Consider the following 20,478-nt stretch of genomic DNA (forward strand, 5'->3'; position numbering starts at 1 on the left):
ACTACCCTTTGCCAATAAATCGTCTTAATTCATCCACGTCATGAATCCAATCACTGACAGAGGCCATCGGTAAGGGTGTCTATGGAGATCAGCGCGCCGAACACGTTCGGCACCCACAAAGGCGTCGTGCTGACGCATTCCCTGTTAGTGGCGCTGGCGACGTTTCTGCTCGCCTTGCTGAGCCTGTCGCTGTCCAGCGAAGCCAGCCACTTCACCCCGCTGTGGTTTCCGACCGCCGCCGCTATCGCGGTGCTGTACCGCCACGCCCCGCGCCACTGGGGCCTGCCGCTGTTGGCCAGCGGCCTCGGCATCGTGCTCGCCAGCTTCTTGCTGTTCGGCGTCAGCGCCACGCCCGTCAAGCTGGCCGCCATCAACCTGCTGGAAGCGGCGGTTTGCGCCCTGCTGCTGCGCCGCATGCTACACCCGTACGATCCGTTGAACGATCTCGCCAGTTGGCTGCGTTTTGTGGTGTGCGCGGTGATTTTTACCCCGCTGTTCAGCGCGCTGCTGGCCGCCGGCCTGGTGCCCGCGCCAGGCCAGCCTTTTTGGCAGCCGTTCGGTACCTGGTTCATTTCCGAAGCGATAGGGGTGCTGTCGCTGGCGCCGATCGGCCTCTCTTATAACCGTCGCACCCTGACGGCGCTGAACCCGTTTCCATTATTGCTGACGCTGATGGTTACGCTGGCTTTCAGCTTTATGGCGCTGACCTACCTGCCTTTTCCGTTCACGTTCGTGATTTTGCCGCTGCTGTGGGCAGCCATCGCACTGCCGCGTTTTGAGGCGTTCACCGTTTGCTTCTGCACCCTCTTGCTGATCACCGTGATGATTTCGCTGGGGTTGCTGCATTTCCAGGCTTCCGGCAAGCACCTTGGCGATCTCGGTCTGTACTTGCCGATGCTGCTGATTTTAATCCCGGCGCACGCGATGGCGGTGGTGATGCACGCCTTTCGGGTGGAAAAACAGCACATCGTCGAGAGCGAAAGCCGCTTTCGCAGCGCGCTGGAGTATTCCGCCATCGGCATGGCGCTGGTGTCGCCGCAGGGGAAATGGCTGCAGGTCAATCAGGCGCTGTGCGCGCTGCTCGGCTATACGCCTGAGGCGCTGCATAAGCTGACCTTTCAAGAAATTACGCATCCCGACGATCTCACCGCCGATCTAAGCCAGTTGCACGACCTGCTCGATGGCCATATCAGCAGCTACACCATGGAGAAACGCTACATCCGCAGCGACGGCCAGACCGTCTGGGCGCTGCTGGCGGTCTCGCTGGTGCGCGACGCCGAAGGCCTGCCGCTGTATTTCATCTCGCAGGTGGAGGACATCAGCGATTTGAAACGCAGCCAGGCGGAAAACAACCGGCTGGTGGAGCGCATTACGCTGGCCAATCAGGTGGGCGGCGTCGGCATCTGGGAATGGGTGATGAGCCAGGAAAACTTCACCTGGGATCAGCGCATGTTCGAACTCTACGATCTCAATCCCGACCAAACGCCGACGCTGGCGCTGTGGCGCACGCTGTTGGTGCCGGAAGATCGCGACCGCACCGATCGCGAGCTGGCCGCGCTGTTGGCCGACCCCAAGCCTTTCGTCATGGAATACCGCATCGTGACCCGCCAGGGCAGCGTGCGCCATATTCGCGGCCAGGGCAACGTGATCCTCGACGATCAGGGCCGGCCGCTGCGCATGATCGGCACCAATATCGACATGACCGAGCTCAAGAGCCTCGCCGAAGCGCTGCACGAGGAGAAAGAGCGTTTGCACATCACCCTCGACGCCATCGGCGAAGGGGTGATCTCCACCGACAGCCACCTGCGCATTACCTTTATGAATCCGGTGGCCGAGCAGATGTGCGGCTGGCCGCTCGATCTGGCGATCGGTATGCCCGTCGCCGGCGTGGTGCGCCTGACCAACGGCAAAGACGGCCCGGAAATCGAAAACCTCACGCAATATCCACGGCAGTGGCCGGCGGATTACGCATTGGTGCTGCACAGCCGCGACGGGCGCTATTTCGACGTGCAGCAGTCTGTCTCACCGCTGAAAACCCTCGACGGTGAAACCATGGGCGCGGTGATGGTGCTGCAGGATGTCACCGCCTCGCGCGAACTGATGAAAAAGCTCAGCTACAGCGCCTCGCATGACGCGCTGACCGGCCTGCCGAACCGCGCCAGCTTCGAGAAGCAGCTGAAAGCGGCAATCGTCGCCGGCGGGGAACCGTCGCCGCCGCATTCGCTGGTGTTCCTCGATCTGGATCGGTTCAAGGCGGTGAACGACACCGCCGGCCACGCGGCGGGCGATGCCTTGCTGCGGGACATCGCCCAGCTGATGCGGCACCAGCTGCGCAACAGCGACTGCCTGGCCCGGCTGGGCGGCGACGAATTCGGCCTGATCCTGTTCGACTGCCGGCCGGAGCAGGCCAAATCGCTGATGCAACAGGTGGTCAACCAAATCAGCCAGCATCCGTTCTACTGGGAAGGGAAAATTTATCGCGTCGGCGCCAGCGCCGGCATCACGCGCATCGGCGGCGACGCCAAAAGCAGTGAGCTGCTGGCCCAGGCCGACATCGCCTGCTACACCGCCAAGCACCACGGGCGCGGCCAGGTGTATATGTATGAAGCACGGCAAAAACAGCTGCTGGAGCGGCAGCATGAATTGCTGAGCCTGCAGGAAGTGCAGACGATCGTCAGCGAGGGGCAGCTGCGGCTGCTGACCCGCGCGGTCGCACCGCCGGCGACGCCGCTGTCGGCCGCGTTCCACCAGGTGAAGCTGCAGGTGATGGCGCCGGACGATCGGCCGCTGCCGCACGAGGCATTCATCGCCGCCGCGCAGCTGTACGGCCTGATGCCGGACATCGACCGCTGGGCGGTGGCGCAGCTGCTGGTGCACTGCGCCGACGACATCAAGCGCAAGGGGCTGTCGCTCGCGTTGCCGCTGGCCACCGACAGCCTGCTGAACACCGACTTCCAGCGCGAGCTGACGGAAAGGGTGCGCGCTTCCTCGCTGCCGCCGCAGGCACTGTTGTTCAGCGTCGATGAGGCCGTGGTGCTGGAACACGCCGCGCAGTGCCGGGCGTGTCTTCGCGAACTGCAGCAACTGGGCTGCCGGCTGATCGTCAATGGCTTCGGGCATAATATCAATGCCTTCGATGAGCTGGGCGATCAGAAAATCGACATCATTCGCGTCGATGAACGCTTTATCACCAATGTGCACTGCAACCAGATGGATGAACTGATGGTCTCGATGCTCAACGGCGCGGCGCATCGGATCAAAGCGCAGACGCTCGCCGGGCCGGCCCACCAGCCGGTGACGCTGCAGGCGCTGCGCGATATCGGCGTCGATCTGGCGGATGGCGATCAGGTAGCGCTGGAGCAGCCGCTGGCGGTGTTGCTCAGCGACGGCTACTTCGGCATTCGCTAACCCCTCCCCCTCACCGGCGCCGTCTCGCGGGCGGCGCCGCACTCCCGTTATTCACATTGTGTTAACCCATGCGAGATTAGTGATATAAATAACACCTGAAGCTTAAACGATTAAATAAGATGAAACTCCCATGCGAACATCAGCGTATCCGTTGATTTTGCTCGACATGTGATGGCTCAGGGATAAGGGACTATGGAAAAGAAATGGTTTTCCGCCAGGGAACTGATGGGCAAGGCGGGGTTGCCTTCAACCCCGCAAGGGGTCAATTTGATGGCCCGGCGCGAAGGCTGGCTAAGCCGCCGCCGCAGCGGCGTGCAGGGCAAAGCGCTGGAATACCATATCGACAGCCTGCCGTACGGCGCGCGCAGCCTGTCGGCCTTGCGCGAGACAGACCCTCCGGGCTACGACGTCAAACGCCAGGATCCGATACGGGTCTGGATCGAGTATTACTACCACCTGACGCCGGCAGAGCGGGAAAAGCTGCTGGCGTTCCTGATGCGCGAGGGCATGAGCCGCCTGCTGCAGCTGATCGAGCCCCCCCGCTAGCCCGAATGCTCAATCCTCCCCTTCCGGCGCCCAGCCGTCGTTGTGCCACAGATGCAGCGTGGCGTAAGAGCGCCACGGGCGCCAACGTTCGGCATAGCGTTCGATCTGGCGCGGCGTCATGCCGGGAAAACGCTGTTTGATCAGGTAGTCGCCGGCCAGAAACACGTCCGGCCAAGACCAGGCGCGCATCGCGATATAGCTGGCGGTCCAGCTGCCGATGCCCGGCAGCGCGGTCAGCGCCCTGATGCCCTGGTCGATATCCAGCACGTTGTCGAGCTGCAGCCGCCCTTCGCCCAGCGCGCGGGCGATCTCGATCAGCGCCGCCGCGCGCTTCAGCTGCACCCCGAGCGGGCGCAGTGCTTCGGGCTGCAGCTGCGCCACCCGTTCGGCGCTGGGGAAAACGTGGGTAATGCCCTCGTGCGGCGCCGCCAGCGGCTCTCCCCAGCGTTCGGCCATCCGCCCGGCGAAGGTCGCCGCCATTTTCACGCTGACCAACTGCCCCAGCACCGCCCGCGCCGCCTGCTCGAAGCTGTTCACGCAGCCCGGCAGGCGCAGCCCCGGCGCATCGGCCGCCAGCGAGCCCAGCGCCTCATTGATGCGATCCGGCGCGGCGTCCAGATCAAACAGCAGGCGCACGCGGCGCAGCACCTCCGTCGTCACCAAACTGAGCGCAGGCGCGATCTCGACCCTGACCCGGTTGCGCGCTTCCTCCGGCTGCACGCTGACCCAGCCGCGATATTCCGTGCCGCCCTGGTTGACGGCGATCGAACGCAGGTAGCGGCGTCCCTCGACTCGCTCCACGCCCTGCACGGCGCGCGCCTGCAGGAAATTCAGCATGCGATCCCAGTCATAGGGCGGCCGATAGCCCAGATGGAACACCAGCCCGCTGGCGGCGGCCCGCTCACCGCGCGCGCCGCCGCTGCGCAGCGCAGACGGGATCAGGCGATAGCGCGCCTTGAACAGCTCGTTGAAACGCCGCAGGCTGCCGAAACCGGCGGCGAACGCCACCTCGCTGAGCGGCAGATCGGTGTCCGCCAGCAGGCGTTTGGCCTGCAGCAACCGGTGCGACTGCGCGTAATCGATCGGCGAAGCGCCAAACTGTTCGGCGAAGATGCGCCGCAGGTGGCGATCGGAAATGCCGAGCCGCGCCGCCAGCGCTTCGCAGCTGTGTTCGGACAGATAGCCTTGCTCGATGAGCTGCACCGCCACCTGCGCATAGCGATTGCCCAGATCGATCAGCGCCAGGCCGGGCGCCAGCTCCGGCCGGCATTTAAGGCAGGGGCGAAAGCCCGCCAGCTCGGCCGCCGCCGCGCTCGGATAGAAGGTGCAGTTTTCCAGCTTCGGCGTGCGGGCGCTGCACACCGGGCGGCAATAGATGCCGGTGGAAGAGACGCCGACGAAAAAGCGGCCGTCGAATTTGCGGTCACGCGCGCGCAGCGCGTCGTACAACGCTTGCTGTTGAGTATTCATGGCAACGCTCGGGTTCGGTTTTTTCTGCATTATGGGGCTCGCCTGGCGCGTTGACGTGCGGAATTCGGACATTAAGTTAAGCATGCCGATGCCGCGCCCGCTAAATTTTTCGACACTCGCGCATTGGCGCATTGCCCGCCGGCCCCGTCTCGGGTAAAGTCGCCCCCCTTCATTGGCATGGGGACAAAAAAGAGATGTTTATTGGATTCGACTACGGGACAGCCAACTGTTCCGTCGCGGTGATGCGCGACCACGGCCCCGAGCTGCTGACGCTGGAAAACAACGAACCGTATCTGCCTTCGATGCTGTGCGCGCCGACCCGCGAAGCGGTGAGCGAATGCCTGCACCGCCATTGGCAGGTGCCGACCGGCAGCGAAGAAAACCAGCAGCTGCTGCGCCGCGCCATCAGTTACAACCGCGAAGAGGACATTCCGGTCAACGGCGACAGCGTGTTGTTCGGCCTGCAGGCGCTGGCGCACTACATGGAAGATCCGGAAGAGGTGTACTTCGTGCGCTCGCCGAAATCCTTCCTCGGCGCCAACGGCCTGAAACCGCAGCAGATCGCCCTGTTCGAAGACCTGGTGTGCGCCATGATGTTCCACATCAAACGCCAGGCGGAAAACGTGCTGCAGACCGGTATCGAGCAGGCGGTGATCGGCCGGCCGATCAACTTCCAGGGCATCGGCGGCGAAGAGGCCAACCGGCAGGCGCAGGGCATTTTGCAGCGCGCCGCCGAACGCGCCGGTTTCAAAGCCATTGAATTCCAGTTCGAGCCGGTGGCGGCGGGGCTGGACTTCGAGGCGACGCTGAGCGAAGAGCAAACCGTGCTGGTGGTGGACATCGGCGGCGGCACCACCGACTGCTCGGTGCTGCTGATGGGGCCGCAGTGGCGCGACCGCGCCGATCGCCAGCAAAGCCTGCTGGGGCACAGCGGCTGCCGGGTCGGCGGTAACGATCTGGACATCATGCTGGCCTTCAAACAGTTGATGCCGCTGTTCGGCCTGGGCGGCGAAACCGCGAAAGGCATCGCCCTGCCGGCGCTGCCTTACTGGAACGCGGTGGCGACCAACGACGTGCCGGCGCAAAACGACTTCTACAGCGCCGCCAACGGCCGCGTGCTGCGCGATCTGATCCTCGACGCGGCGGAGCCGGAAAAGGTCAAACGCCTGCTGAAAGTGTACCAGCAGCGCCTGAGCTACCGACTGGTGCGCGCGGCCGAAGAGAGTAAGATAGCCCTGTCCGCCCAAACCGCCATCAGCGCGCCGCTCGGCTTCGTGCAGGCCGATCTGGCGGAGAGCATCAGCCAGGCTCAGCTCGCCGACGCCATCTCGCAGCCGTTGATGCGCATCCAGGAACAGGTCAGCGCCGCGCTGGCCAGCAGCCAGACCGCGCCGCAGGTGATCTACCTGACCGGCGGCAGCGCGCGCTCCCCCCTGCTGCGCGCCGCGCTGCAACAGCAGCTGCCGGGCATTCCGATCGTCGGCGGCAACGACTTCGGCTCGGTCACCGCCGGGCTGGCGCGCTGGGCGCAAACGCTGTTCCGTTGACGGCCCAAGGGCGCGGCTCGCCGCGCCCTTGCTCATTGGAGGCTATGCATCATGTCAACCATCCTTACCCTCGACAGCGCCAGGCTGCGCCTGCGCCCCTGGCGCGACGACGATCTGCCGGCCTTCGCCGCGCTTAACGCCGATCCGCAGGTGATGCGCTATTTCCCGGCGACGATGACGGCCGAGGAAAGCCGCGCGCAGGCCGAACGCATCCGCGCCTTCATGCAACAACATGGCTGGGGGCTGTGGGCGGTGGAAGTGAAAGACGGCGCGCCCTTTATCGGGTTTGTCGGGCTGGCGCGGCCGGGCGACGATCTGCCCTGTTCCCCCTGCGTGGAGATTGGCTGGCGGCTGGCGGCGGCCCATTGGGGCAACGGCTACGCCGCTGAAGCGGCACGCGCGGCGCTGGCGTGCGCCTTCGACACGCTTCACTTGTCGGAAGTGGTGTCCTTCACCGCCGAAAACAACCAACCGTCGCGCCGGGTGATGACGCGCATCGGCATGCAGTTTGACGGCGAAACCTTCCTGCACCCACGCCTGCCGGCGGGCCATCCGCTGCAAAAACACGTCTTGTACCGGCTGAACCGGCAAACGTGGCGCGAACGTCGCGGCGATTAATACAGCGTATCCTTCAGCCGCTGCGGCAGCGCCTGGTCGTACTCCTCACCGTCGAAGCGCGTTTGGCTCACCGCGGCCAAAATATGGCCGGGGCTGGGCAGCGCCGAACGTTCGAGGCGGCTGCCCTCTTCCCAGAGTCCCGAACGCAAGATCGCCCGGCTGCACTGGAAGAACACCGCCTCCACCCGAATGCGCAGCACCGAACGCGGCAGCTGATTGCGGTGGGCGAAGCGCTGCAGCACCGCCGGCGCCACCACGATCTCCGCCCGCCCGTTAATCCGCAGCGTTTCGCCGATGCCGGGGATCAGCAGCAGCAGCGCCACCCGGTTGTCGTGCAGGATATTGCGCAGGCTGTCGATGCGGTTATTGCCGCGCCGATCCGGCAGCAGCAGGGTTTTCTCGTCTTCGATATGGATAAAACCGGCCGGATCGCCGCGCGGGGAGACATCCATGCCGTCCGGCCCGACCGTCGAGAGGGCGGCAAACGGCGCCGCCTCGATAAACGGGCGGTATGCCGGGTGGATATAGCTGACTTCTTTAAACACCGAGGGCGCGGCGGGTTTGCCGTACAGCTGTTCCAGCGTCGCGAGGTCGTTGATGGTATCGCCAGACATTGCAGTTTCCTGAATAAGTCATATTGACCCCTTCAGCATAGAGCAAAATCGCCGGCGGCTCTTACTCAGCGCTGGCGTGGGTCAGCGTCTGAATGTCGTCCGCATCCAGCGTCAGGCGGGTGGCGCTGACCAACTCATCCAACTGCGGCAACGAGGTGGCGCTGACGATCGGCGCGGTGATGCTCGGGCGCGCAATCAGCCAGGCCAGCGAGACCTGCGCCGGGGAGCTGCCGTGCTTGCCCGCCACCTGATCCAGCGCCGCCAGAATGCGGAAACCGCGCGGGTTAAGGTAGCGTTCGACGATGCGATCGCCGCGCTGGCTTTTGCCCTCGTCCGCTTTACTGCGGTATTTGCCGGTCAGGAAGCCGCTGGCCAGCGCGAAGAAGTTGATCACTCCGAGCCCGTGGCGCTGCGCCACGCCTTCCAGCTCGGCCTCATACCCTTCGCGCGCATACAGGTTATATTCCGGCTGCAGGGTTTCGTAGCGCGCCAGCCCGTTGCTTTCGCTCACCCGCAGCGCTTCTTCCAGGCGATCCGCCTGATAATTGGAGGCGCCGATCGCCCGTACCTTGCCGGCCTTGATCAGCGCATCGAACGCCGCCAGCGTCTCTTCCAACGGCGTATCGCGGTCATCGTCGTGCGACTGGTAGAGATCGATATAATCGGTTTGCAGGCGGCGCAGCGAATCCTCCACCGCCTGCTGAATATAGCGCGGCGACAGCCCCTGTTTGCCTTCGCCCATCGGTTTGCCCACCTTGGTGGCGATGATCACCTGGTCGCGCTTGCCGCTCTTCTTGAGCCATTCGCCGATGACGGTTTCCGATTCGCCGCCCCGGTTGCCCGGCGCCCAGCTGGAATAGACATCGGCGGTATCGATAAAGTTAAGTTGATTGTCCACCAGCGCATCCAGCAGGCTGAAAGAGGTCGCCTGATCCGCCGTCCAGCCGAACACGTTGCCGCCGAAGGTTAACGCCGGCACCTGAATGCCCGAACGGCCCAGTTGTTTCTTGCTCATCACAAAGGCTCCATGAGTTAAATGATTTGCCTGTTAATTATTAGCGCCAAATGCAGGAAATCGTTAAAACGCATTGGCTATAAGCCGGAATAAATCACTTATAAACATAGCACGCTCAAATCACCCACTTATTAGGACAATGCTGACGGTTCCTCCATATTTCCTTCATTTTTATGCCGTCTTCGCTGGCTAAACTAGTATCCTGTAAGAAGTGTCATTTTTGTGGCAATGAGTGCCCGCGCCCCTGCCTTTTGGAGAGAATTTTCACCACCATGAATGCAAAACCCCAACGTCGTTCCCTGCTGCTGCGCCTGCTGGTTGCGGCGATTGCGATCATCGTCGCCGTTCTGGCCTGGCGCCATTTCAGCGCCGCCCAACCGGCCGCCGGGACGACGCCGGGCGCGCACCAGGCCGCCGGTAAAACGGGAGCAGGCCGCGCAGCGGGCGGCAGACGCGGCGCGCCGATGTCGCCGGTGCAGGTGGCGACCGCCACCCGCCAGACGGTGCCGCGCTATCTTTCCGGCTTGGGCACCGCCACCGCCGCCAATACCGTGACCGTCACCAGCCGGGTCGATGGCCAACTGATGGCGATCCACTTTACCGAAGGCCAGCAGGTGAAAGCCGGCGATCTGCTGGCGGAAATCGATCCCCGGCCGTTCCAGGTTCAGTTGACCCAGGCCCAGGGGCAGTTGGCAAAAGATCAGGCCACGCTGGCCAACGCCCGGCGCGATCTGGCGCGCTATCAGCAGCTGGTGAAAACCAATCTGGTTTCCCGTCAGGAACTGGATACGCAGGCCTCGCTGGTGCAGCAGACCGAAGGCGCGATCAAAGCCGATCAGGGCGCGGTCGACAGCGCCAAGCTGCAGATCACCTATAGCCGCATCACTGCGCCAATCGACGGCCGCGTCGGCCTGAAACTGGTCGACGTCGGCAACTATGTCACCAGCGGCAGCACCACCGGTCTGGTGGTGATCACGCAGACGCACCCGATCGACGTGGTGTTCACGCTGCCCGAAGGCAACATCGCCGATCTGCTCAAGGCGCAAAAAGCCGGGCCGGTGAGCGTCGAAGCCTGGGATCGCACCAACCAGAACAAGCTGACGACCGGTTCGCTGCTGAGCCTGGACAACCAAATTGATACCGCCACCGGCACCATCAAGCTGAAAGCGCGCTTCACCAACGAAGATGACGCGCTGTTCCCCAACCAGTTCGTCAACGCGCGGCTGCAGGTGGATACCCTGCACGATGCGGTGGTGATCCCGACCGCCGCGCTGCAGATGGGCAACGAGGGCAACTTCGTCTGGACGCTCGGTGAAGACAACAGGGTCAGCAAACATCGGGTCACCGCCGGCGTGCAGGACAGCCGGCAGGTGGTGATCAGCGCCGGCCTCAACGCCGGCGATCGGGTGGTGACCGACGGCATCGATCGCCTGACCGAAGGCATGCAGGTGGAAGTGCTCGCGCCGAGCGAAGCGCCGGCGGCGGCCAACGCCAAGCGCGAACCTGACGTTCAGAGGAAGTCCTGATGCAGGTGATGCCTCCCAACGCCGGCGGCGGTCCGTCCCGCCTGTTTATTCTGCGTCCGGTCGCCACCACGCTGCTGATGGTGGCGATATTGCTGGCGGGGATTATCGGCTATCGCGCGCTACCGGTGTCCGCCCTGCCGGAGGTGGATTACCCCACCATCCAGGTGGTGACGCTGTATCCCGGTGCCAGCCCGGACGTGGTGACCTCCGCCATTACCGCGCCGTTGGAACGCCAGTTCGGCCAGATGTCCGGCCTCAAACAAATGGCGTCGCAAAGCTCCGGCGGCGCCTCGGTGGTCACGCTGCAGTTCCAGCTGGCGCTGCCGCTCGACGTCGCGGAGCAGGAAGTGCAGGCGGCGATCAACTCCGCCACCAACCTGCTGCCGACCGATCTGCCCTACCCGCCGATCTACAGCAAGGTTAACCCGGCCGATCCGCCGATCCTGACGCTGGCCGTGACCTCCACCGCCATGCCGATGACGCAGGTGGAAGACATGGTAGAAACCCGCGTGGCGCAAAAAATTTCTCAGGTGACCGGCGTCGGCCTGGTGACGCTGGCCGGCGGCCAACGCCCGGCGGTGCGCGTAAAATTGAACGCCGCGGCGGTCGCCGCCTATGGCCTGAACAGTGAAACCATCCGCGCCGCCATCAGCAACGCCAACGTCAACTCGGCGAAAGGCAGCCTGGACGGCCCGACCCGCTCGGTCACCCTGTCCGCCAACGACCAAATGAAATCCGCCGACGACTATCGCCAGCTGATCGTCGCCTATCAGAACGGCGCGGCGATCCGCCTGCAGGATATCGCCACCATCGAACAAGGGGCGGAAAACACCCGGCTGGCGGCCTGGGCCAACAAGCAACAGGCGATCGTGCTGAACATTCAGCGCCAGCCCGGCGTCAACGTCATCACCACCGCCGACAGCATCCGCGAAATGCTGCCGACGCTGATTAAAAGCCTGCCCAAGTCGGTCGACGTCAAGGTGCTGACCGATCGCACCACCACCATCCGCGCCTCGGTCAGCGACGTGCAGTTCGAGCTGCTGCTGGCGATCGCGCTGGTGGTGATGGTGATCTACGTGTTCCTGCGCAACGTGCCGGCGACCATTATCCCCAGCGTGGCGGTGCCGCTGTCGCTGGTCGGCACCTTCGCCGCCATGTACTTCCTCGGCTTCTCCATCAACAACCTGACGCTGATGGCGCTGACCATCGCCACCGGCTTCGTGGTGGACGACGCCATCGTGGTGATCGAGAACATCTCGCGCTACATCGAGAAAGGGGAAAAACCGCTCGACGCCGCGCTGAAAGGCGCCGGCGAGATCGGCTTCACCATCATCTCGCTGACCTTCTCGCTGGTGGCGGTGCTGATCCCGCTGCTGTTCATGGGCGACATCGTCGGCCGCCTGTTCCGCGAGTTCGCCGTCACGCTGGCGGTAGCGATTTTGATCTCCGCCGTGGTGTCGCTGACGCTGACGCCGATGATGTGCGCGCGCATGCTCAGCCACGAATCGCTGCGCAAGCAGAACCGGTTTTCCGCCGCCTCCGAGCGCTTTTTCGAGCGGGTGATCGCGCGATACGGCCAGTGGCTGAAAACGGTGCTTAACCATCCCTGGCTGACGCTCGGCGTGGCCGTCGGCACCCTGGCGCTGACGGTATTGCTGTACCTGCTGATCCCGAAAGGCTTCTTCCCGGTGCAGGACAACGGCATCATTCAGGGCACGCTGGAAGCGCCGCAGAGCGTCTCGTTCAGCAATATGGCCGAGCGCCAGCAGCAGGTCGCGGCGCAGATCCTCAAAGATCCGGCGGTGGAAAGCCTGACCTCGTTCGTCGGCGTCGACGGCAGCAACGCCACGCTCAACAGCGGCCGGCTGCAGATCAACCTGAAGCCGCTGAGCGAACGCAGCGAGCGCATTCCGGCGATCATCAGCCGCCTGCAGCAGCAAACGGCGCAGTTCCCCGGCGTGAAGCTGTATCTGCAGCCGGTGCAGGATCTGACCATCGATACCCAGGTCAGCCGCACCCAGTACCAGTTCACCCTGCAGGCGATGTCGCTGGACGATCTCAGCCTGTGGGTGCCGCAGCTGATGGATGAGCTGAAGCAAACCCCGCAGCTGGCGGACGTCACCAGCGACTGGCAGGATCAGGGGCTGGTGGCCTACGTCAACGTCGATCGCGATTCGGCCTCCCGCCTCGGCGTCACCATGAGCGACGTGGACAATGCGCTGTACAACGCGTTCGGCCAGCGCCTGATCTCCACCATCTACACCCAGGCCAACCAATACCGCGTGGTGCTGGAGCACGACGTCAGCGCGACGCCGGGGCTGGCGGCGCTCAATGAGATCCGTCTAAGCGGCAACGACGGCGCCGTGGTGCCGCTGAGCGCCATCGCCAAAATCGAAGAGCGCTTCGGCCCGCTGTCGGTCAACCATCTCGACCAGTTCCCGTCGGCCACCGTTTCGTTCAACGTCGCCGACGGCTACTCGCTCGGCGAGGCGGTCGACGCGGTCACCCAGGCGGAAGAAAATCTCAACATGCCGAGGGACATCACCACCCAATTCCAGGGGGCGACCCTGGCCTTCCAGGCGGCGCTCGGCAGCACGCTGTGGCTGATTTTAGCGGCGGTGGTGGCGATGTACATCGTGCTGGGCGTGCTGTATGAAAGCTTCATTCATCCGGTCACCATCCTCTCCACCCTGCCGACCGCCGGGGTCGGCGCGCTGCTCGCGCTGATGATGGCCGGCAGCGAGCTGGACGTGATCGCCATCATCGGCATCATCCTGCTGATCGGCATCGTGAAGAAGAACGCCATCATGATGATCGACTTCGCGCTGGCGGCGGAACGCGAGCAGGGTTTATCGCCGCGCGACGCCATCTATCAGGCCTGCCTGCTGCGTTTTAGGCCGATCCTGATGACCACGCTGGCGGCCTTGCTCGGCGCGCTGCCGCTGATGCTGAGCACCGGCGTCGGCGCGGAGCTGCGGCATCCGCTCGGCGTCTGTATGGTCGGCGGCCTGATCATGAGCCAGATCCTGACGCTGTTCACCACGCCGGTGATCTACCTGCTGCTTGACAAACTGGCGCGCAACACGCATCGCCAGCCGGATACGCAGGAGCTACAGTGAAATTCTTCGCCCTGTTCATTCACCGGCCGGTGGCCACCACCCTGCTGACGCTGGCCATCGCCATCTGCGGCGCGATCGGCTTTCGCCTGCTGCCGGTGTCGCCGCTGCCGCAGGTGGACTTTCCGGTGATTTCGATCAGCGCGTCGCTGCCGGGCGCCTCGCCGGAAACCATGGCGTCCTCGGTGGCGACGCCGCTGGAGCGCGCGCTGGGCCGCATCGCAGGGGTTAACGAAATGACCTCGATGAGCTCGCTCGGCAGTACCCGGGTCATTTTGCAGTTCGATCTCGATCGCGACATCAACGGCGCCGCGCGCGATGTGCAGGCGGCGATCAACGCCGCGCAAAGCCTGCTGCCGACCGGCATGCCGAGCCGCCCCAGCTACCGCAAGGTCAACCCTTCCGACGCGCCGATCATGATCCTGACGCTGACCTCGGACACCTACAGCCAGGGGCAGCTTTACGATTTCGCCTCCACCCAGCTGGCGCAGAAGATCAGCCAGACCGAGGGCGTCGGCGACGTTTCCGTGGGCGGCAGCTCACTGCCGGCGGTGCGGGTGGAGCTGAACCCTTCGGCGCTGTTCAATCAGGGCGTGTCGCTGGACACCGTACGGCAGGCCATCGCCAACGCCAACGTGCGCCGCCCGCAGGGCGCCGTGGAAAACCCGCAGCAGCGCTGGCAGATCCAGGCCAACGACGCGCTGAAAACCGCTGAGGCCTACCGTCCGCTGATCGTTCATTACAACAACGGCTCGGCGGTGCGTTTGGCCGACGTGGCCGAGGTCAACGACTCGGTGCAAGACGTGCGCAACGCCGGGATGACCGACGCCAAACCGGCGATCATTCTGGCCATCAGCCGTGCGCCGGACGCCAACATCATCGAAACCGTCGATCGCATTCGCGCCGAGCTGCCCGCCCTGCAGGAAAATATCCCGGCCTCGATTAAACTCAGCGTCGCGCAGGATCGTTCGCCGACCATTCGCGCGTCGCTGGCCGAGGTGGAACAGTCGCTGGCGATCGCCATCGGGTTGGTGATCCTGGTGGTGTTCATCTTCCTGCGCTCCGGGCGCGCCACGCTGATCCCGGCGGTCGCCGTGCCGGTGTCGCTGATCGGCTCGTTCGCCGCCATGTATCTGTGCGGGTTCAGCCTCAACAACCTGTCGCTGATGGCGCTGACCATCGCCACCGGCTTTGTGGTGGACGACGCCATCGTGGTGCTGGAAAACATTTCCCGTCATGTCGAGGCCGGCATGAAACCGATCAACGCCGCGCTGCTGGGCGCGCGGGAAGTCGGCTTCACCGTGCTGTCGATGAGCGTTTCGCTGGTGGCGGTGTTTATCCCGCTGCTGCTGATGGAAGGCCTGCCGGGGCGCCTGTTCCGCGAGTTCGCCGTCACCCTGTCGGTATCGATCGGGCTGTCGCTCATCGTCTCGCTGACGCTCACGCCGATGATGTGTGCCTACCTGCTGCGCCACCAGCCGCCGCGTTCGCAGCGGCGGGCGCGCGGCTTCGGCAAAATGCTGCTGGCGCTGCAGCAGGGTTACGGACGCTCGCTGAACTGGGTGCTCGGCCACTCGCGCTGGGTGCTGGCGGTGTTCCTCGCCACCCTTGCGCTCAACGTCTGGCTGTATATCAGCATCCCGAAAACCTTCTTTCCGGAACAGGATACCGGGCGCCTGATGGGCTTTATCCAGGCCGACCAAAGCATTTCGTTCCAGGCGATGCGCGGCAAACTGGAAGACTTCATGAAAATCGTGCGCGAAGATCCGGACGTGGAAAACGTCACCGGTTTTACCGGCGGCTCGCGCACCAACAGCGGTTCGATGTTCATCTCACTGAAACCCCTGTCGGTACGCAGCGACGACGCGCAGAAAGTGATCGCCCGCCTGCGCGCTCGCCTGGCCAAAGAACCGGGCGCCAGCCTGTTTCTGATGGCGGTGCAGGATATCCGCGTCGGCGGCCGGCAGGCCAACGCCAGCTACCAATACACGCTGCTGGCGGACGATCTCGCCGCGCTGCGCGAATGGGAGCCGAAGATCCGCACCGCGCTGGCCGCATTGCCCGAGCTGGCGGACGTCAACTCGGATCAGCAGGATAAAGGCTCGGAGATGGATCTGGTCTACGATCGCGAAACCATGGCGCGCCTCGGCATTTCGGTATCCGACGCCAACAACCTGCTGAACAACGCCTTCGGCCAGCGGCAGATTTCGACCATCTATCAACCGCTCAACCAATACAAAGTCGTGATGGAAGTGGCGCCGCCCTACACCCAGGACGTGAGCTCGCTGGACAAAATGTTCATCATCAACAGCGAAGGCAAGGCAATACCGCTCTCCTACTTCGCCAGTTGGCGGCCGGCCAACGCGCCGCTGTCGGTCAACCATCAGGGGCTGTCCGCCGCCTCGACCATCTCCTTTAACCTGCCGGACGGCGGCAGCCTGTCGGACGCCACCGCCGCGGTAGAGCGCACCATGACTCAGCTCGGCGTGCCGTCTACGGTACGCGGCGCGTTCGCCGGCACCGCCCAGGTATTCCAGGACACCCTGAAGTCGCAGCTGATCCTGATCCTGGCGGCTATCGCCACGGTCTATATCGTGCTCGGCGTGCTGTATGAGAGCTATATCCATCCGCTGACCATCCTTTCCACGCTGCCTTCCGCCGGCGTGGGCGCGCTGCTGGCGCTCGAGCTGTTCGGCGCGCCGTTCAGCCTGATCGCGCTGATCGGCATCATGCTGTTGATCGGCATCGTGAAGAAAAACGCCATCATGATGGTCGACTTCGCGCTCGAGGCGCAGCGCAACGGCGGCATCAGCGCCCGCGAGGCGATTTTCCAGGCCAGCCTGCTGCGTTTCCGGCCGATCATGATGACCACGCTGGCGGCGTTGTTCGGCGCACTGCCGCTGGTGCTGACCAGCGGCGACGGCGCGGAGCTGCGCCAGCCGCTCGGCATCACCATCGCCGGCGGCCTGGTGATGAGCCAGCTGCTGACGCTGTACACCACCCCGGTGGTCTACCTTTACTTCGACCGGCTGCAGGCGAAGTTCCGCCGCAACAAGCAACTGGCCCCGCTGCCGCATTAATGGCCGACAGATGCTGATAAAACACGCCGCCACGGTACGCTGGCAACTCTGGATAGTGGCATTCGGCTTCTTTATGCAGACGCTGGATACCACTATCGTCAACACCGCCCTGCCCTCGATGGCCGCCAGCCTGGGGGAGAACCCGCTGCGCATGCAGTCGGTGATCGTCTCCTATGTGCTGACGGTGGCGGTGACGCTGCCGGCCAGCGGCTGGCTGGCGGACAAGATCGGCGTACAGCGGGTGTTTTTCAGCGCCATCCTGCTGTTCACCCTCGGCTCCCTCCTCTGCGCCCGTTCGGAAACCCTGAACGAGCTGATCGCCTCGCGCGTGCTTCAGGGCATCGGCGGCGCGATGATGGTGCCGGTCGGGCGCCTGACGGTGATGAAGATCGTGCCGCGCGAGCAGTACATGGCGGCGATGACCTTCGTGACGCTGCCGGGGCAAATCGGCCCGCTGATGGGGCCGGCGCTGGGTGGCTTTCTGGTGCAATACGCCAGCTGGCATTGGATTTTCCTGATCAACATTCCGGTGGGCATCGTTGGCGCCATTGCCACGCTGTTGCTGATGCCCAACTACCAAATGCAGACCCGCCGCTTCGATCTCAGCGGCTTTATCCTGCTGGCGATCGGCATGGCGGCGCTGACGCTGGCGCTCGACGGCCACAAGGGCATGGGGCTGTCCGGCGGCGCCATCGCCGGCCTGGTGGCGCTGGGCGCGGCGGCGCTGTTGGGATATGTTTGGCATGCCTACGGCAATAGCCGCGCCCTGTTCTCGCTGCGGCTGCTGCGCACCCCGACTTACAAGATCGGGCTGCTGGCCAGCCTGCTGGGGCGCATCGGCAGCGGCATGCTGCCGTTCATGACGCCGCTGTTTCTGCAGGTGGGCATGGGCTTCACGCCGTTCCACGCCGGGCTGATGATGATCCCGATGATCATCGGCAGCATGGGCATGAAGCGCATCGTGGTGCAGGTGGTCAACCGCTTCGGCTACCGTAACGTGCTGGTGGCCGCCACGCTGCTGCTGGCGCTGGTCAGCTTGAGCTTCCTGCTGGCGGCGATGCTCGGCTGGCTGTGGCTGCTGCCGGTGGTGCTGTTCTTCCAGGGGATGGTCAACTCGCTGCGCTTCTCGGCGATGAACACCCTGACGCTGAAAGATCTGCCTGACAGGCTGGCCAGCAGCGGCAACAGCCTGTTATCGATGGTCATGCAGCTGTCGATGAGCCTTGGCGTCAGCGTCGCCGGCATCTTGATCGGCAGCTTCGCCCATCATCAGGTGGTGGCCGATAGCCCGGCCATTCACAGCGCATTTATTTACAGCTACTGCTGTATGGCGTTGATTATCGCTCTGCCCGCGCTGGCCTTCGCGCGCGTGCCGGCCGATAGCGCGCCCAACCGCACGCTGACCAAAGAGCCGGGTACCGGCTCAACGAGGTTGCAATGAGGATAGGCATTACCGGGAAACTGTTCCTGGCCATTTTCGCTACCTGCATGCTGGTGTTGATCACCATGCATTGGGGGGTGCGCGTCAGCTTTGAGCGCGGCTTTATCGATTACATCAAGAGCAGCAACGAGCAACGCATCAATATGCTGAGCGAAGCGCTGGAGGAACAGTACAGCCACCATGGCAACTGGATATTCCTGCGCAACAACGATCAGGTGGTCTACCAGATCATGCGTTCGTTCGAGCAGAACAGCGACAGCAGCCACAATCTGCCGCCCAAGGGCTGGCGCACCCAGTTTTGGGTGGTGGACAGCCAGTTCAATCGTTTGGTCGGGCATTCTGGCCCCCTGCCGAAAGAGGGGCCGCGCCACCCGATCCGCTACAACAACCAGATCGTCGGCTGGGTGCTCACCACCCCGGTCGAGCGCCTGACGCGCAATACCGACATCAACTTCGATCGCCAGCAGCGGCGCACCAGTTGGATTATCGTCGCGCTCTCCACCCTGCTGGCGGCGGCGGTGACCTGGCTGCTGTCGCGCGGCATGCTGGCCCCGGTCAAGCGCCTGGTGGCGGGCACCCACCGCCTGGCGGCGGGCGATTTCACCACCCGCGTGGCGGTCAGCAGCCAGGATGAACTGGGCCGGCTGGCGCACGACTTCAACCAGCTGGCCACCTCGTTGGAAAAAAACGAGCAGATGCGCCGCGCCTTTATGGCCGACGTATCGCACGAGCTGCGCACGCCGCTGGCGGTGCTGCGCGGCGAACTGGAAGCGCTGCAGGACGGCGTGCGCCAGCCGACGCCGGCGTCGCTCAGCTCGCTGCAGGCCGAGGTATCCACCTTGACCAAACTGGTCGACGATCTGCACCAGCTGTCGCTCTCCGATCTCGGCGCGCTGGCCTATCGCAAATCGTCGGTGGACTGCGTGCACCTGCTGCAGATCGCCGTCGCCGCCTTTCGCGAACGCTTCCGCGCCAAAGGGCTGGAGATCGTCACCCATCTGCCGCCCCAGGCGCCGCTGTTCGGCGATCCCGATCGCCTGAACCAGCTGTTCAATAACCTGCTGGAAAACAGCCTGCGTTACACCGACGCCGGCGGCCGGCTGGAGATCGGCGCCGAGCTGCAGCCGGGGCGGCTGCTTCTCTACTGGCAGGACAGCGCGCCGGGCATCAGCGATCAGCAGCTGACGCGCATTTTCGAACGTTTCTACCGGGCGGAAGGTTCACGCAACCGCGCCAGCGGCGGTTCAGGGCTGGGGCTGGCGATCTGCCACAACATCGTGGAAGCGCACGACGGGAAAATCCGCGCCGAGCATTCGCCTTTAGGCGGCGTGCGCATTACAGTAGAATTTGCTACTCCGATAAAAAATAAGGCGCCCTGATGGACATTCAGAATCAACCCGTGCAGATCATGATTGTTGAAGATGAGCCCAAGCTGGGCCAGCTGCTGGTGGATTATCTGCAGGCGGCGGGCTACGCCACCCGCTGGCTGACCAACGGCAACGAGGTGGTGCCGACCGTGCACCAGCATCCGCCGGCGCTGATCTTGCTCGACCTGATGCTGCCGGGCGCCGACGGGCTGACGGTGTGCCGCGAGCTGCGCCGCTTCAGCGACGTTCCGATCGTGATGGTGACGGCGAAAATCGAAGAGATCGACCGCCTGCTGGGGCTGGAGATCGGCGCCGACGATTACATCTGCAAACCCTACAGCCCGCGCGAAGTGGTGGCGCGGGTGAAAACCATCCTGCGCCGCAGCTATCGGCCGCAGGAGAGCGCGCGGGAAGATGACCTGCTGCACATCGATGAACCGCGCTTCCAGGCCAGCTATCAGGGGCAGTTGCTGGATCTGACGCCGGCGGAATTCCGCCTGCTGAAAACGCTGGCCAGCCAGCCGGGCAACGTATTTTCTCGCGAGCAGCTGCTGAACAACCTGTACGACGACTACCGGGTGGTCACCGACCGCACCATCGACAGCCACATCAAAAACCTGCGCCGCAAGCTGGAACTGATCGACGGGGAAAAATCCTTTATCCGCTCGGTATACGGCGTGGGCTACCGCTGGGAAGCCGAGCCCTGCCGGCTGGTGAATGGGGTTTAGGG

General features: G+C 64.0%; 13 protein-coding genes. 10 read left to right on the forward strand and 3 right to left on the reverse strand.

The window, feature by feature from the left end; genetic code table 11:
- The first annotated feature begins 81 nt into the window (after window positions 1-81).
- Both ACJ8IM_RS21720 and ACJ8IM_RS21725 read left to right on the forward strand, forming a co-directional pair.
- Window positions 82-3,408, forward strand: a complete 3,327-nt coding sequence (locus ACJ8IM_RS21720; protein WP_308317486.1) for a diguanylate cyclase — start codon at window positions 82-84, stop codon at window positions 3,406-3,408.
- Between the two features lie 192 nt (window positions 3,409-3,600).
- Complete coding sequence (locus ACJ8IM_RS21725; protein ID WP_033635531.1) at window positions 3,601-3,954, forward strand: DNA-binding protein; 354 nt, start codon at window positions 3,601-3,603, stop codon at window positions 3,952-3,954.
- A 9-nt stretch (window positions 3,955-3,963) separates the two neighbouring features.
- Here the strand turns inward: ACJ8IM_RS21725 and alkA are convergent, their stop codons facing one another.
- A complete protein-coding gene (alkA, locus tag ACJ8IM_RS21730) occupies window positions 3,964-5,454 on the reverse strand; it encodes a DNA-3-methyladenine glycosylase 2 (RefSeq protein ID WP_033654567.1) in 1,491 nt (496 codons plus the stop codon).
- A gap of 164 nt (window positions 5,455-5,618) precedes the next feature.
- Between alkA and yegD the strand changes: the two genes are divergently transcribed.
- Together yegD and ACJ8IM_RS21740 are read left to right on the forward strand one after the other, a co-directional pair.
- Window positions 5,619-6,971: a molecular chaperone gene (gene yegD / locus ACJ8IM_RS21735; protein ID WP_033654566.1), complete on the forward strand. Its 1,353-nt coding sequence runs from the start codon at window positions 5,619-5,621 to the stop codon at window positions 6,969-6,971.
- Between the two features lie 51 nt (window positions 6,972-7,022).
- On the forward strand, window positions 7,023-7,589 hold the full coding sequence (locus ACJ8IM_RS21740) for a GNAT family N-acetyltransferase (RefSeq protein WP_033654565.1): 567 nt from the start codon (window positions 7,023-7,025) through the stop codon (window positions 7,587-7,589).
- Here the strand turns inward: ACJ8IM_RS21740 and ACJ8IM_RS21745 are convergent.
- Complete coding sequence (locus tag ACJ8IM_RS21745; RefSeq protein WP_033654564.1) at window positions 7,586-8,203, reverse strand: pyridoxamine 5'-phosphate oxidase family protein; 618 nt, start codon at window positions 8,201-8,203, stop codon at window positions 7,586-7,588. The genes ACJ8IM_RS21740 and ACJ8IM_RS21745 overlap by 4 nt on opposite strands.
- Before the next feature lie 61 nt (window positions 8,204-8,264).
- Entirely contained in the window at window positions 8,265-9,218 is a 954-nt protein-coding gene (locus ACJ8IM_RS21750) for an aldo/keto reductase (RefSeq protein ID WP_033654563.1), read from the reverse strand.
- A gap of 272 nt (window positions 9,219-9,490) precedes the next feature.
- On the opposite strand from ACJ8IM_RS21750, the gene ACJ8IM_RS21755 reads away from it, so the two are divergent.
- The 6 genes from ACJ8IM_RS21755 to baeR are packed head-to-tail and all read left to right on the forward strand — an operon-like array spanning window position 9,491 to window position 20,476.
- The gene (locus ACJ8IM_RS21755) at window positions 9,491-10,744 is read left to right on the forward strand and encodes an MdtA/MuxA family multidrug efflux RND transporter periplasmic adaptor subunit (protein ID WP_033654562.1); all 1,254 of its coding nucleotides are present in this window, start codon (window positions 9,491-9,493) and stop codon (window positions 10,742-10,744) included.
- Window positions 10,744-13,863, forward strand: a complete 3,120-nt coding sequence (locus ACJ8IM_RS21760; protein WP_442516251.1) for an MdtB/MuxB family multidrug efflux RND transporter permease subunit — start codon at window positions 10,744-10,746, stop codon at window positions 13,861-13,863. The genes ACJ8IM_RS21755 and ACJ8IM_RS21760 overlap by 1 nt, the downstream gene beginning before the upstream one ends.
- Complete coding sequence (gene mdtC / locus ACJ8IM_RS21765; RefSeq protein ID WP_033654560.1) at window positions 13,860-16,940, forward strand: multidrug efflux RND transporter permease subunit MdtC; 3,081 nt, start codon at window positions 13,860-13,862, stop codon at window positions 16,938-16,940. Before ACJ8IM_RS21760 ends, mdtC begins: the two co-directional genes overlap by 4 nt.
- A 10-nt stretch (window positions 16,941-16,950) precedes the next feature.
- A complete protein-coding gene (mdtD, locus tag ACJ8IM_RS21770; RefSeq protein WP_033654559.1) occupies window positions 16,951-18,381 on the forward strand; it encodes a multidrug transporter subunit MdtD in 1,431 nt (476 codons plus the stop codon).
- Window positions 18,378-19,760, forward strand: coding sequence for a two-component system sensor histidine kinase BaeS (gene baeS / locus ACJ8IM_RS21775; protein ID WP_033635541.1), 1,383 nt, complete (start codon window positions 18,378-18,380; stop codon window positions 19,758-19,760). Before mdtD ends, baeS begins: the two co-directional genes overlap by 4 nt.
- A complete protein-coding gene (gene baeR, locus ACJ8IM_RS21780; protein WP_033635542.1) occupies window positions 19,760-20,476 on the forward strand; it encodes a two-component system response regulator BaeR in 717 nt (238 codons plus the stop codon). The genes baeS and baeR overlap by 1 nt, the downstream gene beginning before the upstream one ends.
- The last annotated feature ends 2 nt before the right edge of the window (window positions 20,477-20,478 follow it).

Origin of the sequence: Serratia sp. CY33525 (assembly GCF_052169115.1) — a bacterium.
GTDB lineage: Bacteria > Pseudomonadota > Gammaproteobacteria > Enterobacterales > Enterobacteriaceae > Serratia > Serratia sarumanii.

Coding starts and splice junctions, on each gene's coding strand:
- ACJ8IM_RS21720 (WP_308317486.1), top strand. CDS start 82: ATGGAGATCAGCGCGCCGAACACGTTCGGCACCCACAAAGGCGTCGTG.
- ACJ8IM_RS21725 (WP_033635531.1), top strand. CDS start 3,601: ATGGAAAAGAAATGGTTTTCCGCCAGGGAACTGATGGGCAAGGCGGGG.
- alkA (WP_033654567.1), bottom strand. CDS start 5,454: ATGCAGAAAAAACCGAACCCGAGCGTTGCCATGAATACTCAACAGCAA.
- yegD (WP_033654566.1), top strand. CDS start 5,619: ATGTTTATTGGATTCGACTACGGGACAGCCAACTGTTCCGTCGCGGTG.
- ACJ8IM_RS21740 (WP_033654565.1), top strand. CDS start 7,023: ATGTCAACCATCCTTACCCTCGACAGCGCCAGGCTGCGCCTGCGCCCC.
- ACJ8IM_RS21745 (WP_033654564.1), bottom strand. CDS start 8,203: ATGTCTGGCGATACCATCAACGACCTCGCGACGCTGGAACAGCTGTAC.
- ACJ8IM_RS21750 (WP_033654563.1), bottom strand. CDS start 9,218: ATGAGCAAGAAACAACTGGGCCGTTCGGGCATTCAGGTGCCGGCGTTA.
- ACJ8IM_RS21755 (WP_033654562.1), top strand. CDS start 9,491: ATGAATGCAAAACCCCAACGTCGTTCCCTGCTGCTGCGCCTGCTGGTT.
- ACJ8IM_RS21760 (WP_442516251.1), top strand. CDS start 10,744: ATGCAGGTGATGCCTCCCAACGCCGGCGGCGGTCCGTCCCGCCTGTTT.
- mdtD (WP_033654559.1), top strand. CDS start 16,951: ATGCTGATAAAACACGCCGCCACGGTACGCTGGCAACTCTGGATAGTG.
- baeS (WP_033635541.1), top strand. CDS start 18,378: ATGAGGATAGGCATTACCGGGAAACTGTTCCTGGCCATTTTCGCTACC.
- baeR (WP_033635542.1), top strand. CDS start 19,760: ATGGACATTCAGAATCAACCCGTGCAGATCATGATTGTTGAAGATGAG.